Origin of the sequence: Streptosporangium vulgare (genome assembly GCF_042428775.1) — a bacterium.
GTDB classification, from domain to species: domain Bacteria; phylum Actinomycetota; class Actinomycetes; order Streptosporangiales; family Streptosporangiaceae; genus Streptosporangium; species Streptosporangium vulgare.
In genome coordinates, this window is sequence record NZ_JBHMBS010000005.1 from 229,281 (window position 1) to 253,345 (window position 24,065).

Genomic DNA, 24,065 nt, shown 5'->3' on the forward strand with positions numbered 1-24,065 from the left:
GGGACCACCCTGAGAAGACCCCGAGTCGACCGGCGCTCATCTGCGAATACGCTCGAATCCAGCCGTGCCGGCGGAAGGAGGGGATTCGGCGTGAGGATCAGGGGCCTGGAGGTGCGGGAGGGCACGCTCGCCAACGACCTGCCGTACTACGCCCTCGGCACCGGCGCGCCGCTCGTCGTGCTGCGCTGGTTCACCCCCGCCCACGCGAACCCGGCCGGGCTGACGCGCGGGGTGGAGCTGCGGGTGCTGGCCCCGCTGGCCCGCCACTTCCGGCTGTACGCCGTGGGCCGCGCTCCCGGCATGGCTCAGGGGACCACCATGGCCGACATCGCGGCCCGGCACGCCGAGGCGCTCCGCGCGGAGTTCGGCGGGCCGGTCGACGTGATGGGCCTGTCGTCGGGAGGCTCGGTGGCGCTGCAGATGGCCGCCGACCATCCGGACGTGGTCCGCGCGCTGGTCGTGGCCGGGGCGGCGCACCGGCTCACGCCGAACGTCAGGCGGCTCCAGCGCCGCTACACCGAGGCGGTCGCCGCCGGGCGGCGCGGCCTGCAGCACCAGGCGGTCACGGCCGCCTCCTCGCCCGCCGGGCAGGCCCTGGCCGGGGCGCTGCTGTGGCTGCTGGACCCGCTGGTGCGGCCCGGCGACCCCCGCGACATGCTCGCCTTCGCCCGCGCGGAGGACGGGTTCGACCTGACCGGGCGCCTGGCCGACGTCGTCGCCCCCACCCTGGTCCTCGGAGGTGAGAGGGACCTCGACTATCCGGTCGAGCTCTTCCGGGAGACCGCCGAGGGGATCCGCGACAGCCGCCTGATCACCTATCCCGGTCTCGGGCACCTGGGGACGTTTCGCAGCGGCCGGTTCGCCGCCGACGTCACGGCCTTCCTCGCCGGAACCGGCCCGGGAGGATCGGGGGAGATCGCCCGTACGACCTCCTAGCCTCACGCCAGGGGAGCCCCGGCCCACGAACTCACCCTTGGTCGGGAGCGCGCTCACCCGTGGTCGGGGGCCCGCCACAAAGACCACCAGCGCAGCCCGAGCCGGGGACCGCGCGGGACGGCGGCGAGCGCGCAGCCGCTCATCCTGAGCCCCTCGGGATGGCGGATGCCGGTGAAGAGGCAGGTGCTGAGGTCCAGGTCGGCGAGCTCCAGCTCCTCGGCGTCCACCTCGTGCAGCGAGGTCACCCGGGCGCCGTCGCGGCCTCGCACCGTGGCGGGGCCGTGCAGGGTCGCCCCCTCCAGGTCGGCCTCGGCGTCGTCGAGCCGGACGTTCAGCCGCCCGCCGACCTCCAGGCGCCGCAGGTCCACCGAGCACCCGCCCGTGGTCACGTCGAGTCCCTTGCCCGCCCACGCCCCGGCGAGGGTGAGGTGGCGGCCGACCGAGATCGGGGCCAGGTAGCCGCCCGCCGAGAAACGCGCCCCGTCGAACCCGGCCAGCCCGCCGAAGCTCGTCTTGCGGAAGGACACCGTACGGCGGAACCTGCACCCCCTCAGGGTCGCGTCGCCCGCGAAGCCGGTGCCGTCGAAGGTGACGAATCCATGGAAGTCAGCACATTCAAAGGACGCGGTCCGGTCGAAGAGAGCGCCCCCGAACAGGGCGTCACCGTCGATGGAGACCCGGTCGAAGGCCGCGTGCCCGGTGACGGCGACGCCGTGCAGGGACAGCCCCCGGTCGAACCTGGCCTCCCTGAAAGAAACGTTGCGCGCGAAACGGGCGTTGAAAAACGAGGCGAGGCGCCCGAAGTGCGCGTGGTCGAACGAGACGTCCCCGCCGAACGTGATGTCGCCGAACCGCACGCTCTCGGGAAAGGTCGCCCAGTCGAACCGGGCCCGGCCCAGGCGGCCCCGGGTCGCGCCGAGGATCCGCTCCAGCAGGTCCCTGTCGACGACGGTGGCCCGCAGGTCGACGGCGGAACCGGGGGAGAGGCCGCGGACGACCTCGTCGAGCTCGGTGGCGTCCAGATGGGCCAGGCACCGGCCGTACGGCTGCCGCGCGGATCCGGCGCACTCCGGGGAGGCGGCGCAGGTGACCCAACCCACGTCCAGAGTTCTCATGTTCCAGTGATACCCCTAGATGGCGGGACAAGCGACTTTCAGGTCAAAGAAAGCCATAACTGGCCAAGCCGGATAGCGATAAAGTATCAATATTCGTAATTTAACCGTCTATTCGCTTATGCGGGTGTGTTCCGCAATGCGGCAGAGCCTTACGCTCCGGTTCACGCGTGCTTTGTCCGGGCCGTTCGCCGCCCTCGTCACCGGCCTCCCCGCATCGGTCTCGCCACCACCGCCCTCCCCGCCACCGGCGTCGCGGCCCTCGCCTCGGCGCCGCCCTCGGCGGACCGGGGCCGGCGGACCCACAAGTGTCCGCCGGCGCCGGTCCCCGGCTCACCCGCCCCTCGTGCGGGCGGAGGAGCCGGGGCAGGCGGGCCGGGGGTGGCCGTCAGGCGCAGGTGTATCCGGACGGGAGCGCGGTGTCGCCGTTCGGGCGGCTCACCTGGAAGCCGGCGCCGCCGGTGCGCTCGCCCCGGGGTCGAGGGCGGGGTGGCGGGATGGCGGGATGGAATGCGCGAGGGGGGGAAGTGGTTATGCCAGCCGTACAGACGTGAACGACAGGAGGAGCCACCGGTGGCCACCATCGAGGTAACCGAGAAGAACTTCAACGACATCGCCGATGAGGGGATCGTCCTGCTGGACTTCTGGGCGGCCTGGTGCGGACCGTGCCGCACCTTCGGACCGATTTTCGAGAAGTCGTCGGCGAAGCACACCGACATCAAGTTCGGCAAGATCGACACCGAGGCCGAGCAGGCGCTCGCGCAGGGATTCGAGATCACCTCGATTCCGACGATCATGGCCATTCGCGACGGCATCGTCGTCTTCGCCCAGCCGGGCGCGCTGCCCGAGCCCGCCCTTGAGGACCTCATCGGCCAGGTTCGCGCGCTTGACATGGATGCGATCCGCGCCGAGCTCGCCAACGAGCTGGGCGCCCAGAAGGGCTGATGCCCGGATCGCGAAAGCCCCGCGCCATCGGATCGCTTCCTCGGGCGGCGCGGGGCTTTCGCATGATCGGGGGCACCGGAGCTCTCCGGCTCCCTCAGGGGCCGTGGAGTCGTCTCGCGGATCCGGAGGATCGGACCGGGCCCCCCGGCGTTCGCCGGGACGGCCCGATCCGGCCGGGAAGGTCAGGCCGAGCGGTAGAGCTCGGCCACCCGGAAGGCCAGGTCAAGTGACTGGCCACGGTTGAGACGCGGGTCGCAGGCCGTCTCGTAGCGCCTGGACAGGTCGTCCTCGACGATCTCGGCGCCGCCGCCCACGCACTCGGTGACGTCGTCGCCGGTGAACTCGATGTGGACGCCGCCCGGGTGGGTGCCGAGCGCGCGGTGCACCTCGAAGAAGCCCGCCACCTCGTTCAGGACGTCGTCCAGGCGGCGGGTCTTGTGGCCGCTGGGCGCCTCGAAGGTGTTGCCGTGCATGGGGTCGCAGATCCACGCCACCTGGGCGCCGCTCGCGGTCACCTTCTCCACCAGCTCGGGGAGGTGCTCGCGGATCTTCGACGCGCCCATCCGGGTGATGAAGGTGAGGCGACCGGCCTCGTTGTCGGGGTTGAGCTTCTCGATCAGCGCGAGGGCGTCCTCGGCGCTGGTCGTCGGGCCGAGCTTGACGCCGATCGGGTTGCGGATGCTGGCGAAGAACTCCACGTGGGCGCCGTCGAGCTGGCGGGTGCGCTCGCCGATCCAGACCATGTGCGCCGAGACGTCGTACGGGCGGCCGGTCCGCGAGTCGATCCGGGTGAGCGCCCGGTCGTAGTCGAGGATCAGCGCCTCGTGCGAGGAGTAGAACTCGACGGTGTGGAACTCCTCGGGCTCCGCGCCGCAGGCGCGCATGAAGGCCAGCGCCTGGTCGATCTCGCGGGCGAGCTGCTCGTAGCGCTTGCCCGCCGGGGACTCGATCACGAAGTCCTGGTTCCAGGCGTGCACCTGGCGCAGGTCGGCGTAGCCGCCCTTGGTGAAGGCGCGGATCAGGTTGAGCGTCACCGCCGAGGAGTGGTAGGCCCGCAGCAGCCGCCACGGGTCGGGAACGCGGGAGTCGGCGGTGAAGTCGAAGCCGTTGACCATGTCGCCCCGGTAGGCGGGCAGCTCGGCGCCGTCGCGGGTCTCGAAGTTCTTCGAGCGCGGCTTGGCGTACTGCCCGGCCATCCGGCCGATCTTCACCACGGGGACCTTCGCCGCGTAGGTCAGCACGATGGCCATCTGGAGCAGCGTCTTGAGCTTGTTGCGCACGTCGTCGGCGGTGGCGCCACCGAAGGTCTCGGCGCAGTCTCCGCCCTGGAGGACGAAGGCCTCGCCCCGCGTCACCGCCGCCAGGTCCGCCTTGAGGTTGTCGCACTCGCCCGCGAAGACGAGGGGCGGCAGGCCCTTCAGCTCGGTGACGACCTTGTCCAGCTCGCCGCGGTCGGGCCACTCGGGCTGCTGCGCCGCAGGCAGCTGCCGCCAGGAATCGAGGTTGATGCTCACGACATACCAGGCTATTGCAACCGGCTCTTCGAACAGACCCGATTGTCCACGGAGTGAGAAGGTCTTTATACCTGGTGAGATTTCATGGGGCTGGAAATATGCTCCGGAAGGACCCCGAAACCCACGAAACGCCTGGCCAGGAAGCCGATCAGGGGGAGCCGGGAGATGTCGCGCGGCAGCCGCACCTGCCGGGGGTGCTCGCTCAGCGTCGGCCGGATCAGCCGGTTCTGGACGACGCGCTGGGCGAACTGGGTGATGGCGGTGGGCGGGGTGCGCCGCCGCTGGACCCTCGCGAGCAGTGCCTCCGGGATCTCCGCCCCGGCGGCGAGCGGCTCGGCCAGCAGGTTCGCGGCGGCGACCGCGTCCTGTACGGCCAGGTTGATGCCGACGCCGAAGATCGGCGACATGGCGTGCGCGGCGTCGCCGATGACCAGCAGGCCGGGGCGGTGCCAGCGGCGCAGCCGGTTGAGCACGACCGACAGCACGCTGACCGCCTCGAAGTCCCGCAGCTGCCCGACCCGGTCCCCGAGGAAGGGCAGCAGCCTGGCGACCGGCTCGCGGATCGCCTCGATCCCCTGGGAGCGCAGGGTTTCGAACCCGCCCTTGGGGATCAGGTAGGCGAGCTGCCAGTAGGTCTCGCGGTTGATCGACACCATCATGTGGCCGCTGGACACCCGCAGGAACGTCACGCCGGGGTCCTCGGGCTCGCGCGGCAGCCGGAACCAGACCACGTCCATGGGGGCGCTGTGCTCCACGGGGACGAGCCCGGCGGACCGGCGTACGTCGGAGTGGCGGCCGTCGGCGGCGACGGTGAGCGTCGCGCGCAGCTCGTGCTCGCCCGAGGCGTCCCGGTAGCGCACCCCGCGCACCGCGTCGCCCTCGCGGATCACCCCGAGCACCTCGGTCTCCATGAGGAGGTGGAAGTTCGGGTAGCGCTTGGCGGCGGTGGTCAGCAGGTCGAGGAACTCCCACTGCGGGACGAAGGCTATGTACTGATATTTGCTTTTAAGTCGCCTCAGGTTGGCGACCGGAACCGTGGTGTCGTCGGTGTGGATCTCCATCCCGTACGCCTTGCGGTGCGGAAGGCGGTGGAACTCCTCGGCCAGGCCCAGCTCGTCGAGGATCTGCAGGGTCGAGGGATGGATGGTGTCACCCCTGAAGTCACGCAGGAAGTCGTCGTGCTTCTCCAGCAGCGTCACCTCGACGCCGGCCCTGGCCAGCAGCAGCGCGAGCATCGCGCCCGCCGGGCCGCCCCCGGCGATCACGCATGTGGTTCGTCTCATAATTCATCACCCAATGAAATTCTGACACAGGATCCGGCGGAAGAAAACAGGTTCGCCGGCAATCCACCCCTCACCCAGTGTCGAATTGCGAACTGTGAGGACAGAACGCGACCCCGCGGGAACGCCGGATCCCGAGGATCCCCCCGGCCTGGAGGACCTGCTGGCCCAGGTCGCCCTCGGGCGGGAGCCGGCCTTCGAGCGGCTCTACGATCTGCTGGCCGGTCCGATCTTCGGCCTCGCGCGGCGGGTCGTGCGCGACCGCGCGCAGGCCGAGGAGGTGGCGCAGGAGGTCCTGGTCGAGGTCTGGCGTACCGCCTCCCGGTACGACCGGACCCGTGGCAGCGCCCTGGCGTGGGTGATGACGATGGCCCACCGCCGCTCCGTCGACCGGGTCCGTTCCGCCCAGGCGGCCACCGACAGGGAGGAACGGGTCTCCAGGATGTCGGGAGAGATCCCCTACGACCAGGTCTCCGAGACGGTGACCACCCGGCTGGAGGGCGAGCGGGTGCGCCGCTGCCTCGGCGGCCTGACCGACCTGCAGAAACAGGCCGTCACACTGGCCTACTACGGCGGCTACAGCTACCCGGAGGTGGCCGGGCTGCTCAAGGTGCCGCTGGGTACGATCAAAACGAGGATGCGCGACGGCCTGGTGCGGCTCCGCGACTGCATGGGGGTGGAAAGGTGAACGACGACCTCCACACCCTCTCCGGCGCGTACGCGCTGCACGCGTTGCCCGAACGGGACGTGGCGCTCTTCGAGGCGCACATGTCCCGCTGCGAGGCCTGCGCCGTCGAGGTGCGCGGCCTGTCCGAGACCGCCGCCCGGCTCGCCCTGGGCGCCGCCGAACCCCCTCCCCGGGCGATGAAGGCCCGGGTCATGAGGCGGATCGCCGAGGTCCGGCAGGAGCCGCCGATCCTGGAGCGCCAGGCCGCGCCGTCCGACCGGCCCGGGGAGTCCGGGCGGGAGAACGTGGTGCCGCTGCGCGGGGCCTCCCCCTGGCGCGGGCGTGTCCTGACCGGCCTGGCCGCGGTGTCGACCGCGGCGGCGGTGGTCCTCGGCGTCGTCGCGGTCGACGCCGCCAGGGAACGCGAGCAGCTCAGGCAGGTCGTCGCCGTGATCGCGGCCCCCGACGCCGAGACCGTCAGGCAGCGCGTCTCCTCCGGGGGCACCGGCGTCGTCGTGATGGCGCCCTCCCAGGGCAGGATGCTCTTCACCGCCACCGGCCTGCCGCCGCTGCCCGGCTCCCGGGTCTACGAGCTGTGGATGATGGGCGGAGACGGCGTCCGCCCGGCGGGGCTGCTGGAACGGGCCGCCGACGGCAGCGTCGTCCCGGTCCTCGCCACCCCCCTGCGCGGCGACGAGCGGGTCGGCCTCACCGTCGAGCCCGCCGGGGGCTCCGACCGGCCCACCACGACCCCCATCATGATCGCCGACCTCCCCTCCACCTGAACGGGCTCCCCGGCGCCCGGACGCCTGAAGGGGCCTCGATCCCGTACCTCGACCCCCTACGAAGGAGGCGCCGGTCCGGGTCCGGGGCCGTCCGGGCCGGGGAGAGCGGGGATCGGCCCGGCGGGCACGGGTCCCGGGAGGCGGCGCGGCGCATTGGACCGTACGGTCCAGGAGGTTATGCTGTGGACATGCCGAACCCGGTGAGGTTCACCGCCAAAGGGGCGCTCACGCGCGCCCGCATCGTCGAGGCCGCCGCCGATCTGGTCCTCGCCCGCGGGGTCGGGGGCACCACCCTGGACGACATCCGGGCCGGGACGGCGACCAGCAAGAGCCAGCTGTTCCACTACTTCCCGGACGGGAAGCGCGATCTGGTCGCGGCGATCGCGGCGTTCCAGGCCGAGCGGGTGCTCCAGGCGCAGCGGCCGTTCCTGGACACGCTCGACACCTGGGAGGCATGGGAGGGCTGGCGCGACGCCGTCATCGCGCACTACGGCTCGCAGCCGCACTGGGGCTGCCCGATCGGGGCGATGGCGAGCGAGCTGGCCGGCAGCGATCCCGAGCGCGCCGCCGAGGTGGCCGGGCACATGGACCGCTGGTGTGGATACCTGCGGGCCGGGCTCACGCGCATGCGCGCCACCGGCCTGCTGCGCGCCGACGCCGACCCCGAGGAACTGGCCCTGGCGATCTTCGCGGCGCTCCAGGGCGGCCTGCTGCTGACCCAGACGACGCGGTCGATCACGCCGCTGCGCGCCGCGCTGGACGCGGCGCTGACGGCGTTGCGGGCCTCGGCGGCCTGACCCCCACCCGTTCCGTCGCGGGCTTCACCGGAGTAGGCGTACGCCCGCCGGGCCGTCCTCCGGCGCTCGCGTACTCTGGCCTCGGGCCCGGCCCCGCCCGGTTCGGCGTCCGGCCCCGGGAGTCCGGTGGTGTTCGTTCGCCGGGCGAGAAGGAGAGCGAGAAGATGTCCGAGGTCTGGCGGGTGGCGGCGGGGGTCGCGGGTGGTCTGCTGCTGCTCTGGCTCGCCCTGGCCGCCTTCCTGGTGATGGCGCGTCCCAGGGGCACCGCGCTGACCGAGACGTTGCGCCTGCTGCCCGACCTCCTCCGCCTGGTCGCCAGGCTCGCGCGCGACGGCGGCCTGCCGCGCGGGGTACGGGTGCGGCTGTGGCTGCTGCTGGGCTACCTCGCGCTGCCCATCGACCTGATCCCCGACGTCATCCCGGTGCTCGGCTACGCCGACGACGCGATCATCGTCGCCTTCGTCCTGCGCTCGGTCGTCAGGCGTGCCGGACCCGAGGCGCTGGCCGGGCACTGGCCCGGCACCCCGGAGGGACTGGCCGTCGTCCGGCGCCTCGTCGGCGGGACGTGACGGCCGGGAGCCGCGTTTCCCGGCACCGGCGGGCGTGACGGGCGGCTCCGGTCACGTGATGAGCCGCCCCGGTCACGTGGGCGACTCCGGTTACGCGGGCGCCCTGTTCATGTGGGTGGCTTCGGTCGTGTGAGCACCCCGGACGCACCGGACATCCCGGGCGGCACCGGTCACGGCGTCGCCGAGAGCTCGTCGAGGGCTTTGAGCACGGCCGTGATGGAGCGGTCGCGAAGGGAGGCGTACTCCTCCTCCGGGTACTGGCGGGGGCCGTTCTCGACCAGGAGGATCAGGGCGAGGTAGAGGCGGTAGAGGGTCATCCGGGTCCGGGCGGGACCGGTGAACTCCACGACGCCGCCCGCGTCGCGGTAGCCGGCGACGATCGGGTCTGACTCGTCCAGCTCCTCGAAGATCGTCGGGGTGACGAAGTCGGCCAGCGGGTCGCCCCAGAAGGCCCGCTCGTGGTCGATGATCGCCTGGATGCGCGGTGTCTCGTCGCGGGTGAGGAAGACGTTGCCCGGCCACACGTCGAAGTGGACCAGGCGGGGGACCTCGACCTCGTCCAGCGCGCCCGCGCCCGACTCGATCGCCGCCGCGATCTCGGGCGCCGGCCTCGGCAGCGGGGTGGCGTAGCGGCCCGCGTCGGCCAGGAGCGCGCCGGTCATCGTCAGGAACGCCTCCCGCCAGGTGCCGCCGGTCAGGCCCGCGTGCGGGTAGCCGTAGACGTCACCGGTGATCGCGTTCAGCCGGGCCAGGTGACCGCCGAGCTCCCGGCGCAGGGCCCGCTGGTCCGCCTCCGCCGGACTCGCCTGGTTCCACGGCACCCCGTCGAGGGCGGCCAGGACCAGGTAGTCGCCGCCCAGCACCGGGTCGTCGAACCCGGCGCGCAGCAGCTCGGGGACCGGCACCCCCGCGGGGCCGACCAGGCCGTAGACCATGGCCTCGGTGCGCAGCAGGTCGCGCTCGTAGCTCAGCTGCTCCAGCTCGGGCGGCGGCGACAGCTTCAGGACCACCTCCCGGCCGTCCAGCAGGGCGAGCCGCCACACGGCGTTGGCGAAGCCGTCGGTCATCTCGGTGGCCGAGGAGACGCCGACGTCCAGGGCCCGCCGCGCCAGCGCGTCGAGTTCGGCGGAGGTGAGCGGGCGTTTCGTCCTACTGTCCATTTCCTACCTCGTCCTGCCTGTCCTGACTCGGGGGTTGCCTCGGTGCTGCTCGGGGGAACGGTGACGCGACGGGCAGGGGTGAGTCAAGGGGAGGGACGGAAGTAGCGCGGATCAGGCGGAGTCGCGCTCGATCAGGTGGGTGTCCAGTATCACCACCGGCTGCTCCAGCTGCTCGCCGTTGATGCGGGCGACGAGCAGATGGGCCATCTGCCGGCCCATCGACTCGGTGGGCTGGTGCACGCTGGTGAGGGCGGGGGAGGAGTGCGCCCCGGCGGGGGAGTCGTCGAAGCCGATCACCGCGACGTCGCCGGGGATCGACCTGCCCTCCTCGCGCAGCACCCGCATCGCGCCCAGCGCCATCGGGTCGGAGGCGGTGAAGACGGCGTCCAGGTCACGGTTCTCGGCGAGGAGCCTGCGCATCCCCGCCATGCCGCTCTCCTCGCTGAAGTCGCCGTACGTCACGATCTCGCTCACACCGGTCGCGAGCAGCGCGTCGCGGTAGCCCGCGAGCCGGTCGACGCCCACACCCATGTCCTGGGGGCCCGCGATGGTGGCGATCCGGCGGCGGCCCTTGCCCAGCAGGTATTTGACCGCCTGCCTCGCCCCGGCCCGGTTGTCGACGTCGACGTAGCTGTAGGGGGTGAGGCCGACGGGCCGACCGCCGATGACGGTCGGCACGCCCATCGCCTCCAGCCGTCCCGGCAGCGGGTCGGCGCCGTGCAGGGAGATCAGCAGCACCCCGTCGACGTGCTGCCCGGTCAGGTAGTGCTCCAGCCGCTCGTGCTCCTGCTCCGACTGCGCCATCGCGAGGATCAGTTGCAGACCGGTCTCGGAAAGGGCCGAGCCGATGCCACGGATGGTCCCGGCGAAGTACGGTTCGTCGAAGACCCGCAGCTCCGACTCCGAGACGACGAGCGCCACGGTGTCGGTGCGCCGGGTGACCAGCGCGCGGGCCGCCCGGTTGGGGACGTATCCCAGCTCCTGGATCGCCCGCAGCACGGCGTCGCGGGCCTTCTCGCTCACCTTCGGTGAGCCGTTGATGACCCGCGACACCGTTCCCCTGCCGACGCCGGCCAGGGCCGCGACCGCCTCAAGCGTCGGACGACGGTCGCCGTTCATGTGTTTGTGCCCCCAGTGGTGAATTTCCCGGCCCCTATTCTGCCGGACCGCTCAGGCCTCCACGCCTGATGGTCCCGGCATACCAGAGAGCGCTCTCTTTGGGAACTCTGACCTGGGTCTCATAATCGACGTGGACCAGCCCGAACCGCTTGCCGTACCCCCAAGCCCACTCGAAGTTGTCCATCAGCGACCAGGCGAAGTAGCCCTCCAGCGGGATTCCCGCCTCGATCGCGGCGTGGCAGGTGCGCAGGTGGGCGTCGAGGTAGTCCACCCGGTCGCGGTCGTGGACGACGCCGTCGGGGCCCACGACGTCGTCGAAGGCCGCGCCGTTCTCGGAGATGACCAGCGGGACGCGCGGGTACTCGGTGGCGAGCCGGTGCAGGATCTCCAGCAGCCCCGCGTGGTCGATCTCCCAGCCCATCGCGGTCACGGGCCGTCCGCCCCCGACGAACGACACGTGCTCGCTGCCGACCCAGGGGGACCCGGAGTCGGTGGGCGCCGCCGCGGCCGACGCGGCGCCGCCCGGGGTGCCCGAGACGGTGAAGCGGCTGTAGTAGTTGATCAGCAGCTTGTCCAGCGGCGTCGAGATGGTCTCCATGTCCCCGTCGTGGACGAGCCCCTCCGGCCGGCCGAGGTCCTCCAGGACGTCGGCCGGATACTCGCCCTTGAGCAGGGCGTCCAGGAAGAAGCGGTTCTGCAGCCCGTCGATGCGGCGGGCGGCGTCCAGGTCGGCCTCGGAGGAGGTCTGGGCCGAGATCGCGTACAGGTTGACGCAGCCGCCGATGAGGGTCTCGGGCCGCTGGGCCCGGATCGCCTGCGCGGCCAGGCCGTGCGCGAGCAGGAGGTGGTGGGCGGCGAACACGGCCTTCTCCGGCTCGCGCCGCCCGGGGGCGTGCTCGCCCGAGGCGTACCCGAGGAACGCCGAGCACCAGGGCTCGTTGACCGTGCTCCAGTTGCGGACCCGGTCGCCCAGCGCGTCGTGCACGGCCGCCGCGTAGTCGGCGAAGCGCTTCGACGTGTCCCGCGACGGCCAGCCGCCCGCGTCTTCCAGGGGCTGGGGCAGGTCCCAGTGGTAGAGCGTCACCCACGGGTCGACGCCCCGGGAGAGGAGCTCGTCGACCAGGCGGCTGTAGAAGTCGATGCCCCCCGGGTTGACGGCGCCGCGCCCGTCGGGCTGGATCCGGGGCCAGGAGACGGAGAAGCGGTACGCGCTGAGGCCGAGCTCGGCCATCACCCGCACGTCGTCCCGGTAGCGGTTGTAGTGGTCGATGGCGATGTCGGCGTGCTCGCCGTTCACCACCCGTCCCGGCTGCTTGACGAAGGTGTCCCAGATGGAACGGCCTCGGCCGTCCTCCGAGACGGCGCCCTCGATCTGGTAGGCGGAGGTTGCCGCGCCCCAGACGAAGTTCGTCGGAAACACCAGCTCCGGGGTCTGAATTCGCGTCTCTTGCGTCGTCACGCCTTGACCGCACCTTCCATGAGTCCGCCGACGATCTGGCGGCCGAACGCGATGAAAACGATGAACAGTGGCAGGACCGACGCCGCGGTGCCGGTGAACAGCATCACGTAGTCGGTTCCGTGAGCCTGGTTGAGCGCGGCGATCGACGTCTGAACCACCGGGTTGTCCGGGTTCAGCACGATCAACGGCCACATGAACTCGTTCCAGGTCTGCATGAAGACCAGGAGGGTGAGTACCGCCATGCCCGGCCGGAGCGCGGGGAGGATGACGTTCGCGTAGATGCGCATGGTGGAGGCGCCGTCCACGCGGGCCGCCTCGACCAGCTCGTCCGGCACCGCCTGGGTGGCGTACTGGGTCATCATGAAGACCCCGAAGCCGTTGACCAGGAAGGGGAGGATGACCGCCTTCAGCTGGCCGGTCCAGCCGAGCGTGACCATGAGCTCGTACAGCGGCACGACGCCCATCTGCTGGAGCGGGACCATCATCGTCACCAGGATCAGGCCCAGCAGGACCTTGCTGCCCCGGAAGCGGAGCTTGGCGAAGGCGAAGCCGGCCAGCGTGGAGATCAGCACGACCGAGACGGTCACGGTGACCGAGACGATGGCCGAGTTGATCAGGCCGGTCATGAAGTAGGCGTCCTCGGTGGACAGCAGCCGCGCGATGTTCTCACCGAGGTGGCCGCCGGGGAGCAGCGGCGGAGGTACGTCGATGGCCTCCTCGTTGGTCCGGGTGGCCATGATGAACATGTAGTAGATGGGAAACGCGGACAGCACGAGGGCGAAGGCCAGCACGACCTTCGTCATGGGGCCGGCGTCCCAGATGCGGTTCCGCGCGGCCGACTGGCCCGAGGCCCGTCGGGAGTGCGCGGGGGGCCGCCGGAGCTGGGTGACCGTCACTTGGAACCCCCGATACGGCGGGTGAAGGAGTAGTTGATGAGCGTCCCGATGAGGATCAGCGCGAACAGCAGCCACGAGGCGGCCGCGGCGTAGCCGAAGTCGAAGTCGCGGAACGCCTCCTTGACGATGAACATCGCCACGGTCTGGTACTGGCCGGTGGCGCCGCCGCTCATCGTCGGGTTGCCGTCGAACATGACCGGCTCGGTGAACAGCGTCAGGCCGCCGATGGTGGAGATGAACACGACGAAGATGATCGTCGGGCGCAGCATCGGGATGGTGATCTGCCAGAACTGCCGCCTGGGCGTGGCACCGTCGATGGAGGCGGCCTCGTAGAGGTCCTTGGGGATGGTCTGCATGGCGGCGAGCATGATGATCGCGTTGTAGCCGGTCCAGCGCCAGTCGATCATCGTGGAGATCGCGATCCACGAGGACCACTTCTCGTTCTGCCAGTTGATCGCGTCGACCCCGAAGAAGCTCAGGAACCAGTTGATCATGCCGTAGTCGCGCCCGTACAGCTGGGTGAAGACCACCGCGACGGCGACGACGGAGGTGATCAGCGGCAGCAGCACGCCGAGGCGGAAGAAGAGCCGTCCCCGGATGCGCTTGTTGAGCGCGTTGGCCAGCAGGAGGGCGAGCACGAGCTGCGGGACCGTCGACAGGACGAACATGCCGAGGGTGTTGATCACCGCGTTCCAGAAGGCCTCGTCGGTGATCAGCTCGATGTAGTTGTCGAGGCCGACGAGGGTCTTGTCCCCGGCGAGCTCCCAATCGTGCAGCGAGACCCAGAGGGTGTAGCCGAGCGGGAAGATGCCGAAGACGGCGAAGAGCAGGAAGTACGGGGAGACGAGGAAGTAGGGGGTCGCCCGGAGGTCGAACCGGGCCCATCCACCACCCCGCTCCGGTCCTCGGCGGCCCTGCGACCGGCGGGGGCCGGGTCGTGGCGGGGCGGCCGGGGAGTCGACGTGCAGTGTCATCGAATCTCCTTGAGCGTGGAGACCTCGAGCTTTGGCTCCGGGGTGGGAACGCGGCACGGTGTCGCGCGGGTCGGTAGGGCGTTCTGCGGCGATGACCAGGCCGCCGACGCATGACGCGTGGTGCCCTCGCCGGGCGGGCGGAGAGACGAAGCGCCTGTGGGGGCGAGGTGGGACCCGGCCGGCTCGGGCCGGGCGGACGGTCGCCGGTGAACCGGGAAGCCCGGCCCGCGAGGGCCGGAATCTCCCGGCTTCAGCCGTGGAGAGGAAGTCAAAGGTCAGAGCCTTTCAGCGGGGTCAGGCGACTGGCCCGGCCGCGGGGTCACCGCGGCCGGGCCGATGCGGGTCGGTACGGGGATCAGCCCGCTGCCTTGACGCCGGCTTCGAGGAACTTGGTCCAGGCCTGGTCGTACTTGACCGAGCCCTGGTCCATGCCCTCAAGGACCTTCTCCACCGCGGTCTTGACCTGGGCGTGCTTCTCGCCGAGGAAGACGGGCAGCAGGTCCTTGACCGAGGCGCCGAAGATCTGACCGGTCGGCGCGTCGTTGAAGAACGGGTTCTTCAGGTCGGCGACCGCCGGGTCCTGCTGGGCGGGGATGGAGCTCGGGAAGGCCGCGGCCTCCTGGAAGGCCATGATGTGACCCTCCTTGCCGGTGAGGTAGTTCAGGACCTCGGCGGCCTCCTTGGGGTGCTTGCTCTGCTTGGGAACCGCGAGGTAGGAGCCACCCCAGTTGCCCGCGCCGCCGGGCACGGCCGCGACGTCCCACTTGCCCTTGTTGTCCTCACCGGCCGCGCCGGAGACCACGCCGAGCATCCAGGCCGGGCAGCCCATGGTCGCGAAGGCGCCCTTCTTGATCGCGGCGTTCCACGGCGGGCTGAACGAGGCGAGCTTGGCGGTCAGGCCCGCCTCGCTGAAGCTCTTCACCGTGTCGAAGGAGGTCTTGATGGCCGGGTTGGTCTCGATGATGAGCTGGTTGTTCTTGTCGAAGTAGGCGACGTTGCCGTTCTTCGGCGCCTCCTGCGACAGGATCACGTTGTAGAGCGTGTTCGGGCCGTCAATGAACTTGGGATCGGTCTTGCCGGGGTTGGCGGCCTTGAACTTCTCGCCGATCGCCTTGAAGGCGTTCCAGTCCGGCCAGAGCTTGCCGACCTCCTCGCGGTCGGTGGGCAGGCCCGCCTTCTCGAACAGGTCCTTGCGGTAGCACATGGTCATGCCACCGATGTCGGTGCCCACGGCGAAGAGCTTGTTGTCGGCGTTGATGCCGTTGTCCCACTTCGCCGCGGGGAAGTCGGCCTTGCGGCTGTCCAGCCCGTACTCGGCGAGGTCGGTGAAGAACTGCGGGCGGGCCTTCATGAGGCCCATCGCGCCCTCGTCCAGGGCGATGATGTCGGCCGCGCCGCTGCCCGCCTGTAGACGCTGGAGCAGTTGCGGGAGGTAGACGTCCTCGAACCGGTCGGTCAGGTTCTGGTACTTGACCTGGATGTTCGGGTGCGCCGCGTTCCACGTCTCCACGGCCTTGTCGTAGCCGAAGTTCTCGCCGCCGCCGAAGGTGTGCACGGTGATGGTCACCGGCTCGGCCGGTGCGGCGGAGCCGCCGTCCGCGGCTGTCTTGGCGGGCTCGCTGGAGCTACACGACGTGATGGCCAGGGCGGTGGCCGCCATGACCGCGACGGCGGCGAGCTTGCCGTGTCGCTTGTTGTTCAACATTCCGGACCCCTCTCAGGTGGTCGCCCGAATCATTGGGAGGCGACATCGCGGACCGGTCCCCGACAAACGCGGTCCTCGTGACGAGGTCGTTCCTCAATGTGCTTTGGGAGCGCTCCCACGAAGAGTGGACGATGGGCAACCAGGACGTCAATATGCCGAAACTCAACCGTTACATCCGGCCGTTTTAGGCGGGACTATTAGCAGCAAACCTACCCAAACGTCTCATCGAGGTGATTGGGAGCGCTCCCATCTCACGGACATACAGTCGGGGCATTTCGTGTCCGTGCGTGGCCGGGGTGCCGTCGGCAGGGCCGGGAGGGGCGCACCCGCCGGGTGCCGGCGGAAGGCTGTCAAGGGCGTGTCAGGGCGAGGGGGGCGGTAGGAACGCCCCCGGGGGCGTCGCCGGACGGAGCGACGCCCCCGGGGGCGTGTGGAGCGGGCCGCCGTTCGCCGGCGGACGGCCGTGGGGCCGGGAGGCCCGCGCCGTGGGAGGATGACGGGCGCGGGCGGCGGGGGTGGATCAGTTGGAGTAGACGGGGTAGCCGTAGCCGACGACCTGGGAGATGGGCCGGACGCGCTGCTCGACGTCGCCGTTGCCGGTGTTGCCCTCGATCGTGGTGATCGTGCCGTCTCCGTTGTCGTTCTTCACGAAGCCGACGTGGTCGATGCCGTCGATGCTCTTGCCACCGGCCCAGTCGAAGTAGACGACGGCGCCGGGGGTGGGGATGGTGCCCCAGTGCCCGTTGTTCTTGAACCACTTGGCGTGGGCCACGGTGTAGGCGTCCCAGCCCATCGTGGGGCGGATGCCGGCCATCTCGCCGACCCAGGAGACGAACATCGCGCACCAGGGGGCGTTGGCGTAGTCGTACACGTTACGGCCGCCGTCGCGGGCGAGGGTCTCCTTGGCGCGGGGGCTCGACATGTACCAGGAGTGGAACTTGGTGCCGCCGCCCTGGGCGTTCTCGCGGACGCCGATCTGCTTGGAGGCGATGTCCAGGACCTTCGCCGCGGAGACCTTGGGGAGCCTTTCGGCCGCGATCTGGAGGGGGGTCTTCGCGGCCTTGGCGTCCTGGGCCTTGGTGTCGACGGGCGGGGCGTTCACGACGCCGTGTCCGTCGGCAAGTGCGGTGCCGGTGGCGCCGGTCGCCAGGGCGACGCACGCGCCCAGGATGGCGCATGCCGCGCGGGGAGTGGAGATGAGGCGATGGGTCATGCGGGGGTTCGACTCCTTGCTTCGCTTCCATTCCGCCTACCGGGTTAGCTGACGGGTTCGGGCTGGGAAGTGCCCTACGGCGCACAGGTGCGCTGATTCACCCCAGGAACGTGGTTCCCCGGTTCCGCAGACCTCGCGGATTCGGCGGCCGTGCTCACCATCGGTGGAAGGAGCTCCGCCAGGTGGGACACGGTCGGGCAATGTGACGGCAATGCACAGACCTTGGTAGACCTAGGCAATCGCCATGAATAGGACGAAGGTACGTCAGACGGACAGACGATTACAAGTAGGACATATTGCCCTGACTTGGGAATACGTATGAACCGGGAAGGTGTTGCCGGGTGCCGCCCGGCGGGAGGGGTGAGGTGAGGCGACCCTGTCCGTGCCTCGTCCCGGTGGACGGAGGGACGGCCCTTCGAGGCCGGAATCCCCTGCCTCCGCGGCGATCCGGGTTCTCCGGACCCGCCCGCGGCCCCCGGGTCGAGGGGTGCTACGACGCGCGGGTGAGGGTCCTGGCCGGAGGCGGCGCATCCGGTCAAATGTCGAACATGTTTTCGATAGTAAAAAGTATTCGGATGGTAGGGGTTCTCCCATGGGAGGTCCGGGGCCGGTGTGCCGGATCCGGCGGCTCCAGGCTCGTGCCCGGGGGAGTTTCCCCAGCTCAGGGCGGTGATGGAGAGGGGTGAGCGGGTCTCGCCGCCCGGAGGGTAAAGCGACGCGCTCGGCGGGGTCCCGCGGCCCCGGGAAAGTAAAGGTGCCGAGTAAAGGAACACGCTTTCCCCCAGGCCCCGCCGAGCACGCGGGTAAAGACCGGACGATCATCCACAAGCGCGCGTGGTCGGCTGTTCACCCGCAGTTCCCGGGCGCTTAAGGACACCGGGTTAGGTTGTGGCAGTCGTGAACGGGTCATCGCCCGGCGTGGAGGACGGCCGAGACCACGCGCGGGATCAGGGTTCGGCCGTTGCCTGGGTGGAGTCCCCGCTGCAGATGCTCTGCGCGGTGGAGGCCCATCATGCCGGGCTGCTCGGCGCCCGCAGCCATCTCGTGCCCAGGGCGAAACTCCGCCCGCTGGCCGTGACGGGCCGCGAGCTGGGCCGTCTCACCCTGCCCAGAGGGCTGGAGCTCACCGCGGCCAGGCCGGACATGCCCCGGCCGCGCCGGGGCGAGACCTGGGTGGTGGGCGACGCCTTCTCCGGCAAGGTCCAGTTCCGCTGGCTCACCGCGCTCCCCGGCCGGATCGTGATCGTCGACGACGGTCTCGCCACCATCAGGCTCCTGGAACTGCTCACCGGCAGACTGGGAACGCCCCTGCTGAGGGCGAGGGCGAAGGTCGGAAGGCTCAGGACCGCCCTCGGCGCGGCGGCCGGGCTCAGGCTGCGCGCCGCCGCCCGCTCGGGACGGCTGTCGATCTTCACCGCGCTGCCCGTCCCTCCCGACCTGGCGAAGGCGGTACGCGCGGGGGGAGCCGAGCTGGTCACCCACGACTTCGCCTGGCTGCGGTCCCAGCCGCTGCGCGGGCCCCGTCCCGAGGAGCGCACCGTCGTCCTCGGGACCTCGCTGGTCCGCAACGGCCTGATCCACCGCGACCGCTACTTCACCTGGCTGGCCGGGCTCGGTTCGGCCGGTCCGGTGGCCTACTTCCCGCACCGCCGCGAGGATCCCGACGACCTCGCCCGGGTCGGGGAGCAGCCGGGGATCACCGTCTACGACGGCGGGACCCCCGCCGAGATGACCCTGCGCGGGCTCGCCGCCGAGCAGCGGGTGCTCAGCCTGCCCTCCACCGCGGTCACCTCCCTGCGGGTCCTGCTCTCGGCCCGGGGCGTCGCCGTGGAGACGGTGGACGTCCCCGACGAGTGGTGGACGGCCGAGGCGGTTCCCTCACTCCGCTCGCACCTGTCGAGGTTCGCCCACCACGACACGGGAGTCACCGGGTCATGACCCCGTGGCCGACGCCCGGCGGGCTCGCCGCCCGCGGGCCGCGCGCCGCGCTTCTATGCCTACGAAACCGTACGAAAACCGCGCGAAACCGGGGATTCCCCGCCGGAGGTTCTCTTTGAAGGTCCTGGCCGTGGCCGACTCCGACTCCTACCTGAAGTGGGCGGCCTGCCTGCTGAGGGACCTGCCCTCGGGCTGCGAGACGGAGCTGGCGGTCGTCCGTACCCCCATCACCCCGTCGCCGGCGCAGATCCACGCCGCCGTCGCCGGCTCGGCGGCCGACCCGCCCGTGCTCTCGGCCCGCGCGCTGCGCAGGTCCGCGGAGCGTCTGCGGCCCGACGTGGTGCTCGTCGCCTGTACGGGGCCCGTGGTGGACGTGCTGGCCGGTGAGGTGCTGGCCGGGTTGCGGCCCCGGCCGGTGTTCGTCTCTGGGCTGCCGGGCATCTCCGTGCCCGCCACCGAGAAGGCGTGGCTGTTCCGCAGCGGATGCGACCTGTTCGTGCTGCACAGCGGCCGGGAGGTCGAGGAGTTCTCCGAGATCGGCCGCAGGCTGGGCGGCGGGGGCCAGGTCGGGCTGGCCCGGCTGCCGTTCCTGCGCGACGGCGCGGAGACGCCCGCCACCGGGCCGCGAGACCGGGTGGTGTTCGCCACCCAGGCCAAGGTGCCCAGGCGCAGGGAGGAGCGCGAGCGCATTCTGCTCGCCCTGGCCGAGCTGGCCAGGAGGCGTCCGGACCTTGACGTCGTTGTCAAGCTCCGCGCCCTGGACACCGAGCGCCAGACCCACAACGAGCGTCACCACTACCAGCGCCTGTGGCAGTCGCTCGCCGGGGAGGGCCGGGTGCGCGCCGAGGCCGTGCGCTTCGCGGTGGGGCCCATGCACGAGCACCTGGCCCACGCGGCGGGGTTCGTCACCGTCAGCTCGACCGCCGCGCTGGAGGCGATCGCCCAGAAGGTGCCGCTCCTGGTGCTGTCGGACTTCGGGGTGGGCGCCGAGATGATCAACCTGGTCTTCGAGGACAGCGGCCTGCTCGGCACCCTCGACGACCTCTCCGCCGGGCGGTTCCTGGACCCGGACGACGCCTGGTGCAAGGTCAACTACTTCCACCCCGGTGGTGAGAGCGACTGGGCGTCGCGGATGGTCTCGCTGGTCGGGCAGGCCCGCTCCGGGCGTCTCGTCCCGGCGAGGTCCCTGCTCGAAGGCCCCGAGTTCGCCGCCGCCCGCCGCCGCGCCCGCATGCGCGTGGAGGTCCCGCCGAACGTGCTGCGCGTCGGCTACCGCGCCAAGCGCCGGATGCGCCGCTATCTCAGGGCGCTCGGCTAGGAATCTCCACGGCGCCCGGCCGGGAACGTCTTCGAGGCGTTCGGCAGGGAACCTTCGAGGTGTCCGGCCGGAACGTCCCAGGGCGTCCGGCCGGGAACGGCCCCCGGCCCCGGCCCCCGGTGCGCGGAGCCCGGGGGCCGTCCTCGAAACGGTCAGCGGTGCAGGGTGAGCCGGAAGGCACAGCCGTCGCCTTCGGGCCGGGAAGGGCTCAGCGTGAGGTCGCCGCCGTGGGCCAGCGCGATCTGCCGGGCGATCGGCAGGCCGAGCCCGGTGCCGGGGACGTCACGCCGGCCGCGCCAGAAGCGCTGGAAGACGTGTTCCCGTTCGCCGTCCGGGACGCCGGGGCCGTGGTCGGTCACGGTCACCGCGGCCTCGGTGCCGGTGACCTCGACGTCGATCTCCACCCTCGATCCGGCCGGGGCGTACCTGATCGCGTTGTCGACGAGGTTGGAGATCGCGCGGCTCATGGTGGGCTCGTCGACGGAGCACACTGCGACGGGCGGGCCGGTGACCGACAGGCCGATCTCCTTCCCGGCCGCCAGCACGCCGGCGTGCTCGACGACGTCGCGTACCAGGGCCATCAGGTCGGCCGGTCGCCGGTCGACGGCGCGGGCCCGCGCGCGGGCGTCGACCAGCAGGTGGTCGATCGTCGTCCGGAGCCGTTCGGACGCCGCCCGCGAGCGTTGCAGCCCTCGCCGGTAGATCTCGACGGTGGGCGCGGGGTGATCGAGGAGCACCTCGGCGTTGGTCATCAGCACCGACAGGGGTACGCGCAGCTCGTGGCTGGTCTCGTCGATCAGCCGCCACTGCGTCGCGGCGGCCTGCTCCAGCCGGTCGAGCATGGCGTCGAAGGAGGCGGCCAGCGCCACGACCTCGGCAGGCCCGCGGTCAAGGGCGATACGCCGGCTCAGGTCGGTTCCGCCGATGTCGTCGGCCGCGGCGCGGATCCGCTCGATCGGCGCCGTCGCCCGGCCCGCCCACCACCAGGCGAGCGCGGCGGCGGCCGGAGCGAGCGCGAGGATGGTCCAGCTGACCCACGCCGACCTGTGCGTGGAGGTGCTCCGGACGATCTCCGCACCGTCGAACGTCTGGAGGGTCGTCTCGGTGTCGGTCACCAGGATCACACCGAACAGCAGCAGGACCGGCAGGTAGATCGCGAGGAATCCGAGCACGGCCAGGCGCCCGCGCAGCGACCGCCAGGGACGGGTCATGACGGCGGCCTCCCCAGCCGGTAGCCGACGTTGGTGATCGTGACGATGAGGGGAGGGTCGCCGAGCTTCCTGCGCAACCGGCTGAGGATGACCCGTACCGAGGCGGTGAACGGGTTGGCGTGCGCGTCCCACACGTGCTCCAGCAGGTCCTCGGCGGAGAGCGTCGCACCGGGGCGCTGCATGAAGTAGCGCAGCATCGCGTACTCGCGCGAGGTGAGAGCGAGCTCGACATCGGATCGCCAGACCCGGTGGGCGGTCAGGTCGAGCGTCAGCTCGCCGAACCGCAGGATCGATCCGTGGTCGTCGCCGCGCCGGCCCAGCGCGCGCAGCCGGGCGACGAGCTCGGTGAAGTGGAACGGCTTGACGAGATAGTCGTCGGCACCGGCGTCCAGCCCGGCCACCCGGTCGGCGACGGCGTCGCGGGCGGTCAGCACGAGCGTGCGCCGGGGCCGGTGCAGGCCGGGATCACGGCCGAGCCGGCGCACGAGGTCGAGCCCGTCACCGTCGGGCAGGGAGAGGTCGAAGCAGGCCACGTCGTAGGCCGTGGTCCCCAGCGCCTCCTCCGCCTCCTGGCAGGTCGCCGCCAGGTCGACCGCGTACGACTCGTTGCGCAGGCCGAGGGCGACCAGCTCGGCCAGGTCGGGGTCGTCCTCGACGATCAGGATGCGCACGGCGCGTCAGCCGGTTCGCCGGGCGGTCGACGTCCCGTCCGCCCGGGAGACGACCAGGTTCCGGTCCCGGAGGGAGAGGCTCACCCCCGGTCCGGCGCCGGTCGGGTCGTCGGGGACGTAGCGGCCGTCTCCGGAGGGGACGAAGGTGAGCCTCGGGGGTTCGGTGGGGACCTCGGCCGCCTGGACGCCCCCTCGCTCGTTCACGCTGTACCAGCCGAGGACCGGCCGGGTTCCCGCGGTGATGGTGACGTAGGTGCGCACCTCGCCGCCGCCGGTCACGGTGCCTGCCAGGGCGACGCCGCGCAGGGGCCCGAAGGCGGCGGTGAGGGACGCCCGCTCCTTGCGGCCCTCCTGAGTCTCGCCGGCGAGCAGCGCCAGCACGCGCTCGTCGTGCCCGCGCTGGTCGAGGGCGCTGGACCCGCCCGGCGGGAACAGCGCCGTGACGGCGTCGGGGCCGGTGGCGGAGACCGTTATCTTGCCGGCGGCCGCGCTCACGTCGAAGGAACCCCCCGTCTCCAGCTCGTACGATCCGACGATAGCGGCGACGTCGGCGGCAGCGCCGCCGTCGGCGCCGTCGGCGCCGTCGCGGGGCGCGACGGTGGGGGTGGGTAGCGGGCCGCCGGTGAGCAGGGCCGGGCCCACCGCCCGCAACAGGTCCTCGGCGCTCACCTCCGGCCTGTTGGCCGCTATCGCGACCACCCGCTCCTGCCCGGGGATCCACGCGACGGTGGTGTTGTGGCCGACCTCGCCACCGCCCCCGGCCGTGGTCAGGAACGGTTCGCCGAACAGCGACTCGTCGAACGCCACCCAGCCCGGGGTCTCGGACCTGCCGCCGCCCAGGTCGTGCCCCGGCCTGCCGATGGCCGCGGCCGACTCGCGGGAGAGCAGCCGCCCGGTGAACAGCGCGTGTGTCCAGGCCGCCAGGTCTCGCATGGTCATGGCGAGGCCGCCGTTGCCCTCCACGGCCCAGTACGGCCCGCCGAAACCCCCCGGGTGGCCGGCCGTGCCGTTGCCGAGGCGGCCGACGGCCCGGGGGCCGGCCACGGCCGGCTCACCGTCCCAGAATCCTCCCGCGCCCCGTCCGCCGGGCAGCCGCAGGATCCTCGACGCCAGGTAGGCGCGGAAACTCAGGCCGGACGCCTTCTCGACGACGAGCGCGAGCAACGTGTAGCCGGCGTTGGAGTACAGGTAGCCGCGGCCGGGCTCGAAGGCCGGCTCCAGCGCGCCGATCGCCGCCAGCGCGGCGTCCCGGCCGAGTGGCTCGTAGTCGTCGCCGGCGTGCGAGCCGTTGAGCCCGCCGGTGTGCAGCAGCAGCTGCCTGACCGTCGCCTTGGCCGCGGCGCCGTCCAGCTCGGGCAGGATCCGCCCCGCCCGGTCGTCGAGCGACAGTTTTCCCTCCTCCACCAGGGCGAACACGGCCGCCGCGGTGAACGCCTTGGTGACCGATCCGATGCTGAACACCGTCTCCGGGGTGTTCGGTCTTCCGGTGGCCTCGTCGGCCGTGCCGTAGGCGGCGAGGCACTCGACCCGGCCGCCCTTCGTGATCGCGATCGAGCCGCTGAACCCGGCCCCGGCCCACGCGCGGAACGCGGTGTCCAACCGGTGGTCGCACCGCGTCGCGGGGACGTCCGCGGCCCGCCGCGGACGCGGGCCGCCCGGGTTCGCGCCGCACGCGGCCAGGGTCGCCGTCAGCACGACGGCCGCGATCGCTGGAAAGAGGTTTCGCATGAGGGCGAAGCTAGGACCCCGCCCGCAAACCTGATGTGAACGGCTCCGCGGCCGTGCGCGCTCCCCGG

General features: G+C 71.4%; 21 protein-coding genes and 1 riboswitch. Of the genes, 8 read left to right on the top strand and 13 right to left on the bottom strand.

Annotated elements, in window-relative coordinates:
• The first annotated feature begins 90 nt into the window (after positions 1 to 90).
• Entirely contained in the window at positions 91 to 936 is an 846-nt protein-coding gene (locus ACFFRH_RS13060) for an alpha/beta fold hydrolase (protein WP_344748622.1), read from the top strand.
• A 53-nt stretch (positions 937 to 989) separates the two neighbouring features.
• Here the strand turns inward: ACFFRH_RS13060 and ACFFRH_RS13065 are convergent, their stop codons facing one another.
• Positions 990 to 2,051 carry a pentapeptide repeat-containing protein gene (locus ACFFRH_RS13065; RefSeq protein WP_344748621.1) on the bottom strand — a complete coding sequence of 354 codons (1,062 nt, stop codon included), beginning with the start codon at positions 2,049 to 2,051 and terminating at the stop codon, positions 990 to 992.
• 570 nt (positions 2,052 to 2,621) lie between these two features.
• On the opposite strand from ACFFRH_RS13065, the gene trxA reads away from it, so the two are divergent.
• Positions 2,622 to 2,993 (top strand): thioredoxin, encoded by a 372-nt coding sequence (gene trxA, locus ACFFRH_RS13070; protein WP_344748620.1) that lies wholly within the window; start codon positions 2,622 to 2,624, stop codon positions 2,991 to 2,993.
• 182 nt (positions 2,994 to 3,175) lie between these two features.
• Here trxA and ACFFRH_RS13075 read toward each other — a convergent pair whose 3' ends face one another.
• Positions 3,176 to 4,507 (bottom strand): class II 3-deoxy-7-phosphoheptulonate synthase, encoded by a 1,332-nt coding sequence (locus ACFFRH_RS13075; RefSeq protein WP_344748619.1) that lies wholly within the window; start codon positions 4,505 to 4,507, stop codon positions 3,176 to 3,178.
• Positions 4,508 to 4,572: 65 nt separating this feature from the next.
• The gene (locus ACFFRH_RS13080) at positions 4,573 to 5,790 is read right to left on the bottom strand and encodes an FAD-dependent oxidoreductase (protein WP_344748618.1); all 1,218 of its coding nucleotides are present in this window, start codon (positions 5,788 to 5,790) and stop codon (positions 4,573 to 4,575) included.
• A gap of 85 nt (positions 5,791 to 5,875) precedes the next feature.
• Between ACFFRH_RS13080 and sigK the strand changes: the two genes are divergently transcribed.
• The 4 genes from sigK (at position 5,876) to ACFFRH_RS13100 (ending at position 8,605) form a co-directional block, all read left to right on the top strand.
• On the top strand, positions 5,876 to 6,475 hold the full coding sequence (sigK, locus tag ACFFRH_RS13085; RefSeq protein ID WP_386156467.1) for an ECF RNA polymerase sigma factor SigK: 600 nt from the start codon (positions 5,876 to 5,878) through the stop codon (positions 6,473 to 6,475).
• A complete protein-coding gene (locus ACFFRH_RS13090) occupies positions 6,472 to 7,239 on the top strand; it encodes an anti-sigma factor (protein WP_344748616.1) in 768 nt (255 codons plus the stop codon). The genes sigK and ACFFRH_RS13090 overlap by 4 nt, the downstream gene beginning before the upstream one ends.
• A gap of 188 nt (positions 7,240 to 7,427) precedes the next feature.
• Positions 7,428 to 8,036, top strand: a complete 609-nt coding sequence (locus ACFFRH_RS13095) for a TetR/AcrR family transcriptional regulator (protein ID WP_344748624.1) — start codon at positions 7,428 to 7,430, stop codon at positions 8,034 to 8,036.
• Between the two features lie 164 nt (positions 8,037 to 8,200).
• A complete protein-coding gene (locus tag ACFFRH_RS13100) occupies positions 8,201 to 8,605 on the top strand; it encodes a YkvA family protein (protein ID WP_344748615.1) in 405 nt (134 codons plus the stop codon).
• A gap of 170 nt (positions 8,606 to 8,775) precedes the next feature.
• On the opposite strand, the gene ACFFRH_RS13105 is transcribed toward ACFFRH_RS13100, so the two are convergent.
• From ACFFRH_RS13105 to ACFFRH_RS13135, 7 genes are all read right to left on the bottom strand, one after another.
• Entirely contained in the window at positions 8,776 to 9,765 is a 990-nt protein-coding gene (locus tag ACFFRH_RS13105; RefSeq protein ID WP_344748614.1) for a phosphotransferase family protein, read from the bottom strand.
• A 111-nt stretch (positions 9,766 to 9,876) separates the two neighbouring features.
• A complete protein-coding gene (locus tag ACFFRH_RS13110; protein ID WP_344748613.1) occupies positions 9,877 to 10,884 on the bottom strand; it encodes a LacI family DNA-binding transcriptional regulator in 1,008 nt (335 codons plus the stop codon).
• 34 nt (positions 10,885 to 10,918) lie between these two features.
• Positions 10,919 to 12,343 (bottom strand): GH1 family beta-glucosidase, encoded by a 1,425-nt coding sequence (locus tag ACFFRH_RS13115; protein ID WP_344748612.1) that lies wholly within the window; start codon positions 12,341 to 12,343, stop codon positions 10,919 to 10,921.
• Positions 12,340 to 13,146, bottom strand: coding sequence for a carbohydrate ABC transporter permease (locus ACFFRH_RS13120; protein ID WP_344748611.1), 807 nt, complete (start codon positions 13,144 to 13,146; stop codon positions 12,340 to 12,342). The genes ACFFRH_RS13115 and ACFFRH_RS13120 overlap by 4 nt, the downstream gene beginning before the upstream one ends.
• A gap of 89 nt (positions 13,147 to 13,235) precedes the next feature.
• Positions 13,236 to 14,213 (bottom strand): carbohydrate ABC transporter permease, encoded by a 978-nt coding sequence (locus tag ACFFRH_RS13125; RefSeq protein WP_344748610.1) that lies wholly within the window; start codon positions 14,211 to 14,213, stop codon positions 13,236 to 13,238.
• Positions 14,214 to 14,568: 355 nt separating this feature from the next.
• Positions 14,569 to 15,918, bottom strand: coding sequence for an ABC transporter substrate-binding protein (locus tag ACFFRH_RS13130; protein WP_344748609.1), 1,350 nt, complete (start codon positions 15,916 to 15,918; stop codon positions 14,569 to 14,571).
• 520 nt (positions 15,919 to 16,438) lie between these two features.
• Entirely contained in the window at positions 16,439 to 17,131 is a 693-nt protein-coding gene (locus ACFFRH_RS13135; protein WP_344748608.1) for a CHAP domain-containing protein, read from the bottom strand.
• 18 nt (positions 17,132 to 17,149) lie between these two features.
• Positions 17,150 to 17,288: riboswitch (cyclic di-AMP (ydaO/yuaA leader) on the bottom strand.
• An 812-nt stretch (positions 17,289 to 18,100) separates the two neighbouring features.
• On the opposite strand from ACFFRH_RS13135, the gene ACFFRH_RS13140 reads away from it, so the two are divergent.
• Both ACFFRH_RS13140 and ACFFRH_RS13145 read left to right on the top strand, forming a co-directional pair.
• Positions 18,101 to 19,069 (top strand): hypothetical protein, encoded by a 969-nt coding sequence (locus tag ACFFRH_RS13140; RefSeq protein WP_386156473.1) that lies wholly within the window; start codon positions 18,101 to 18,103, stop codon positions 19,067 to 19,069.
• A gap of 115 nt (positions 19,070 to 19,184) precedes the next feature.
• Positions 19,185 to 20,387, top strand: a complete 1,203-nt coding sequence (locus ACFFRH_RS13145) for a DUF6716 putative glycosyltransferase (protein WP_386156475.1) — start codon at positions 19,185 to 19,187, stop codon at positions 20,385 to 20,387.
• 152 nt (positions 20,388 to 20,539) lie between these two features.
• Here ACFFRH_RS13145 and ACFFRH_RS13150 read toward each other — a convergent pair whose 3' ends face one another.
• From ACFFRH_RS13150 to ACFFRH_RS13160, 3 genes are read right to left on the bottom strand one after another with little or no spacing between them, the layout of a single operon-like run.
• Positions 20,540 to 21,598, bottom strand: coding sequence for a HAMP domain-containing sensor histidine kinase (locus ACFFRH_RS13150; protein WP_386156477.1), 1,059 nt, complete (start codon positions 21,596 to 21,598; stop codon positions 20,540 to 20,542).
• Positions 21,595 to 22,269 (bottom strand): response regulator transcription factor, encoded by a 675-nt coding sequence (locus ACFFRH_RS13155; protein ID WP_386156479.1) that lies wholly within the window; start codon positions 22,267 to 22,269, stop codon positions 21,595 to 21,597. The genes ACFFRH_RS13150 and ACFFRH_RS13155 overlap by 4 nt, the downstream gene beginning before the upstream one ends.
• Positions 22,270 to 22,275: 6 nt before the next feature.
• A complete protein-coding gene (locus ACFFRH_RS13160; RefSeq protein WP_386156481.1) occupies positions 22,276 to 23,997 on the bottom strand; it encodes a serine hydrolase domain-containing protein in 1,722 nt (573 codons plus the stop codon).
• Between the last annotated feature and the right edge of the window lie 68 nt (positions 23,998 to 24,065).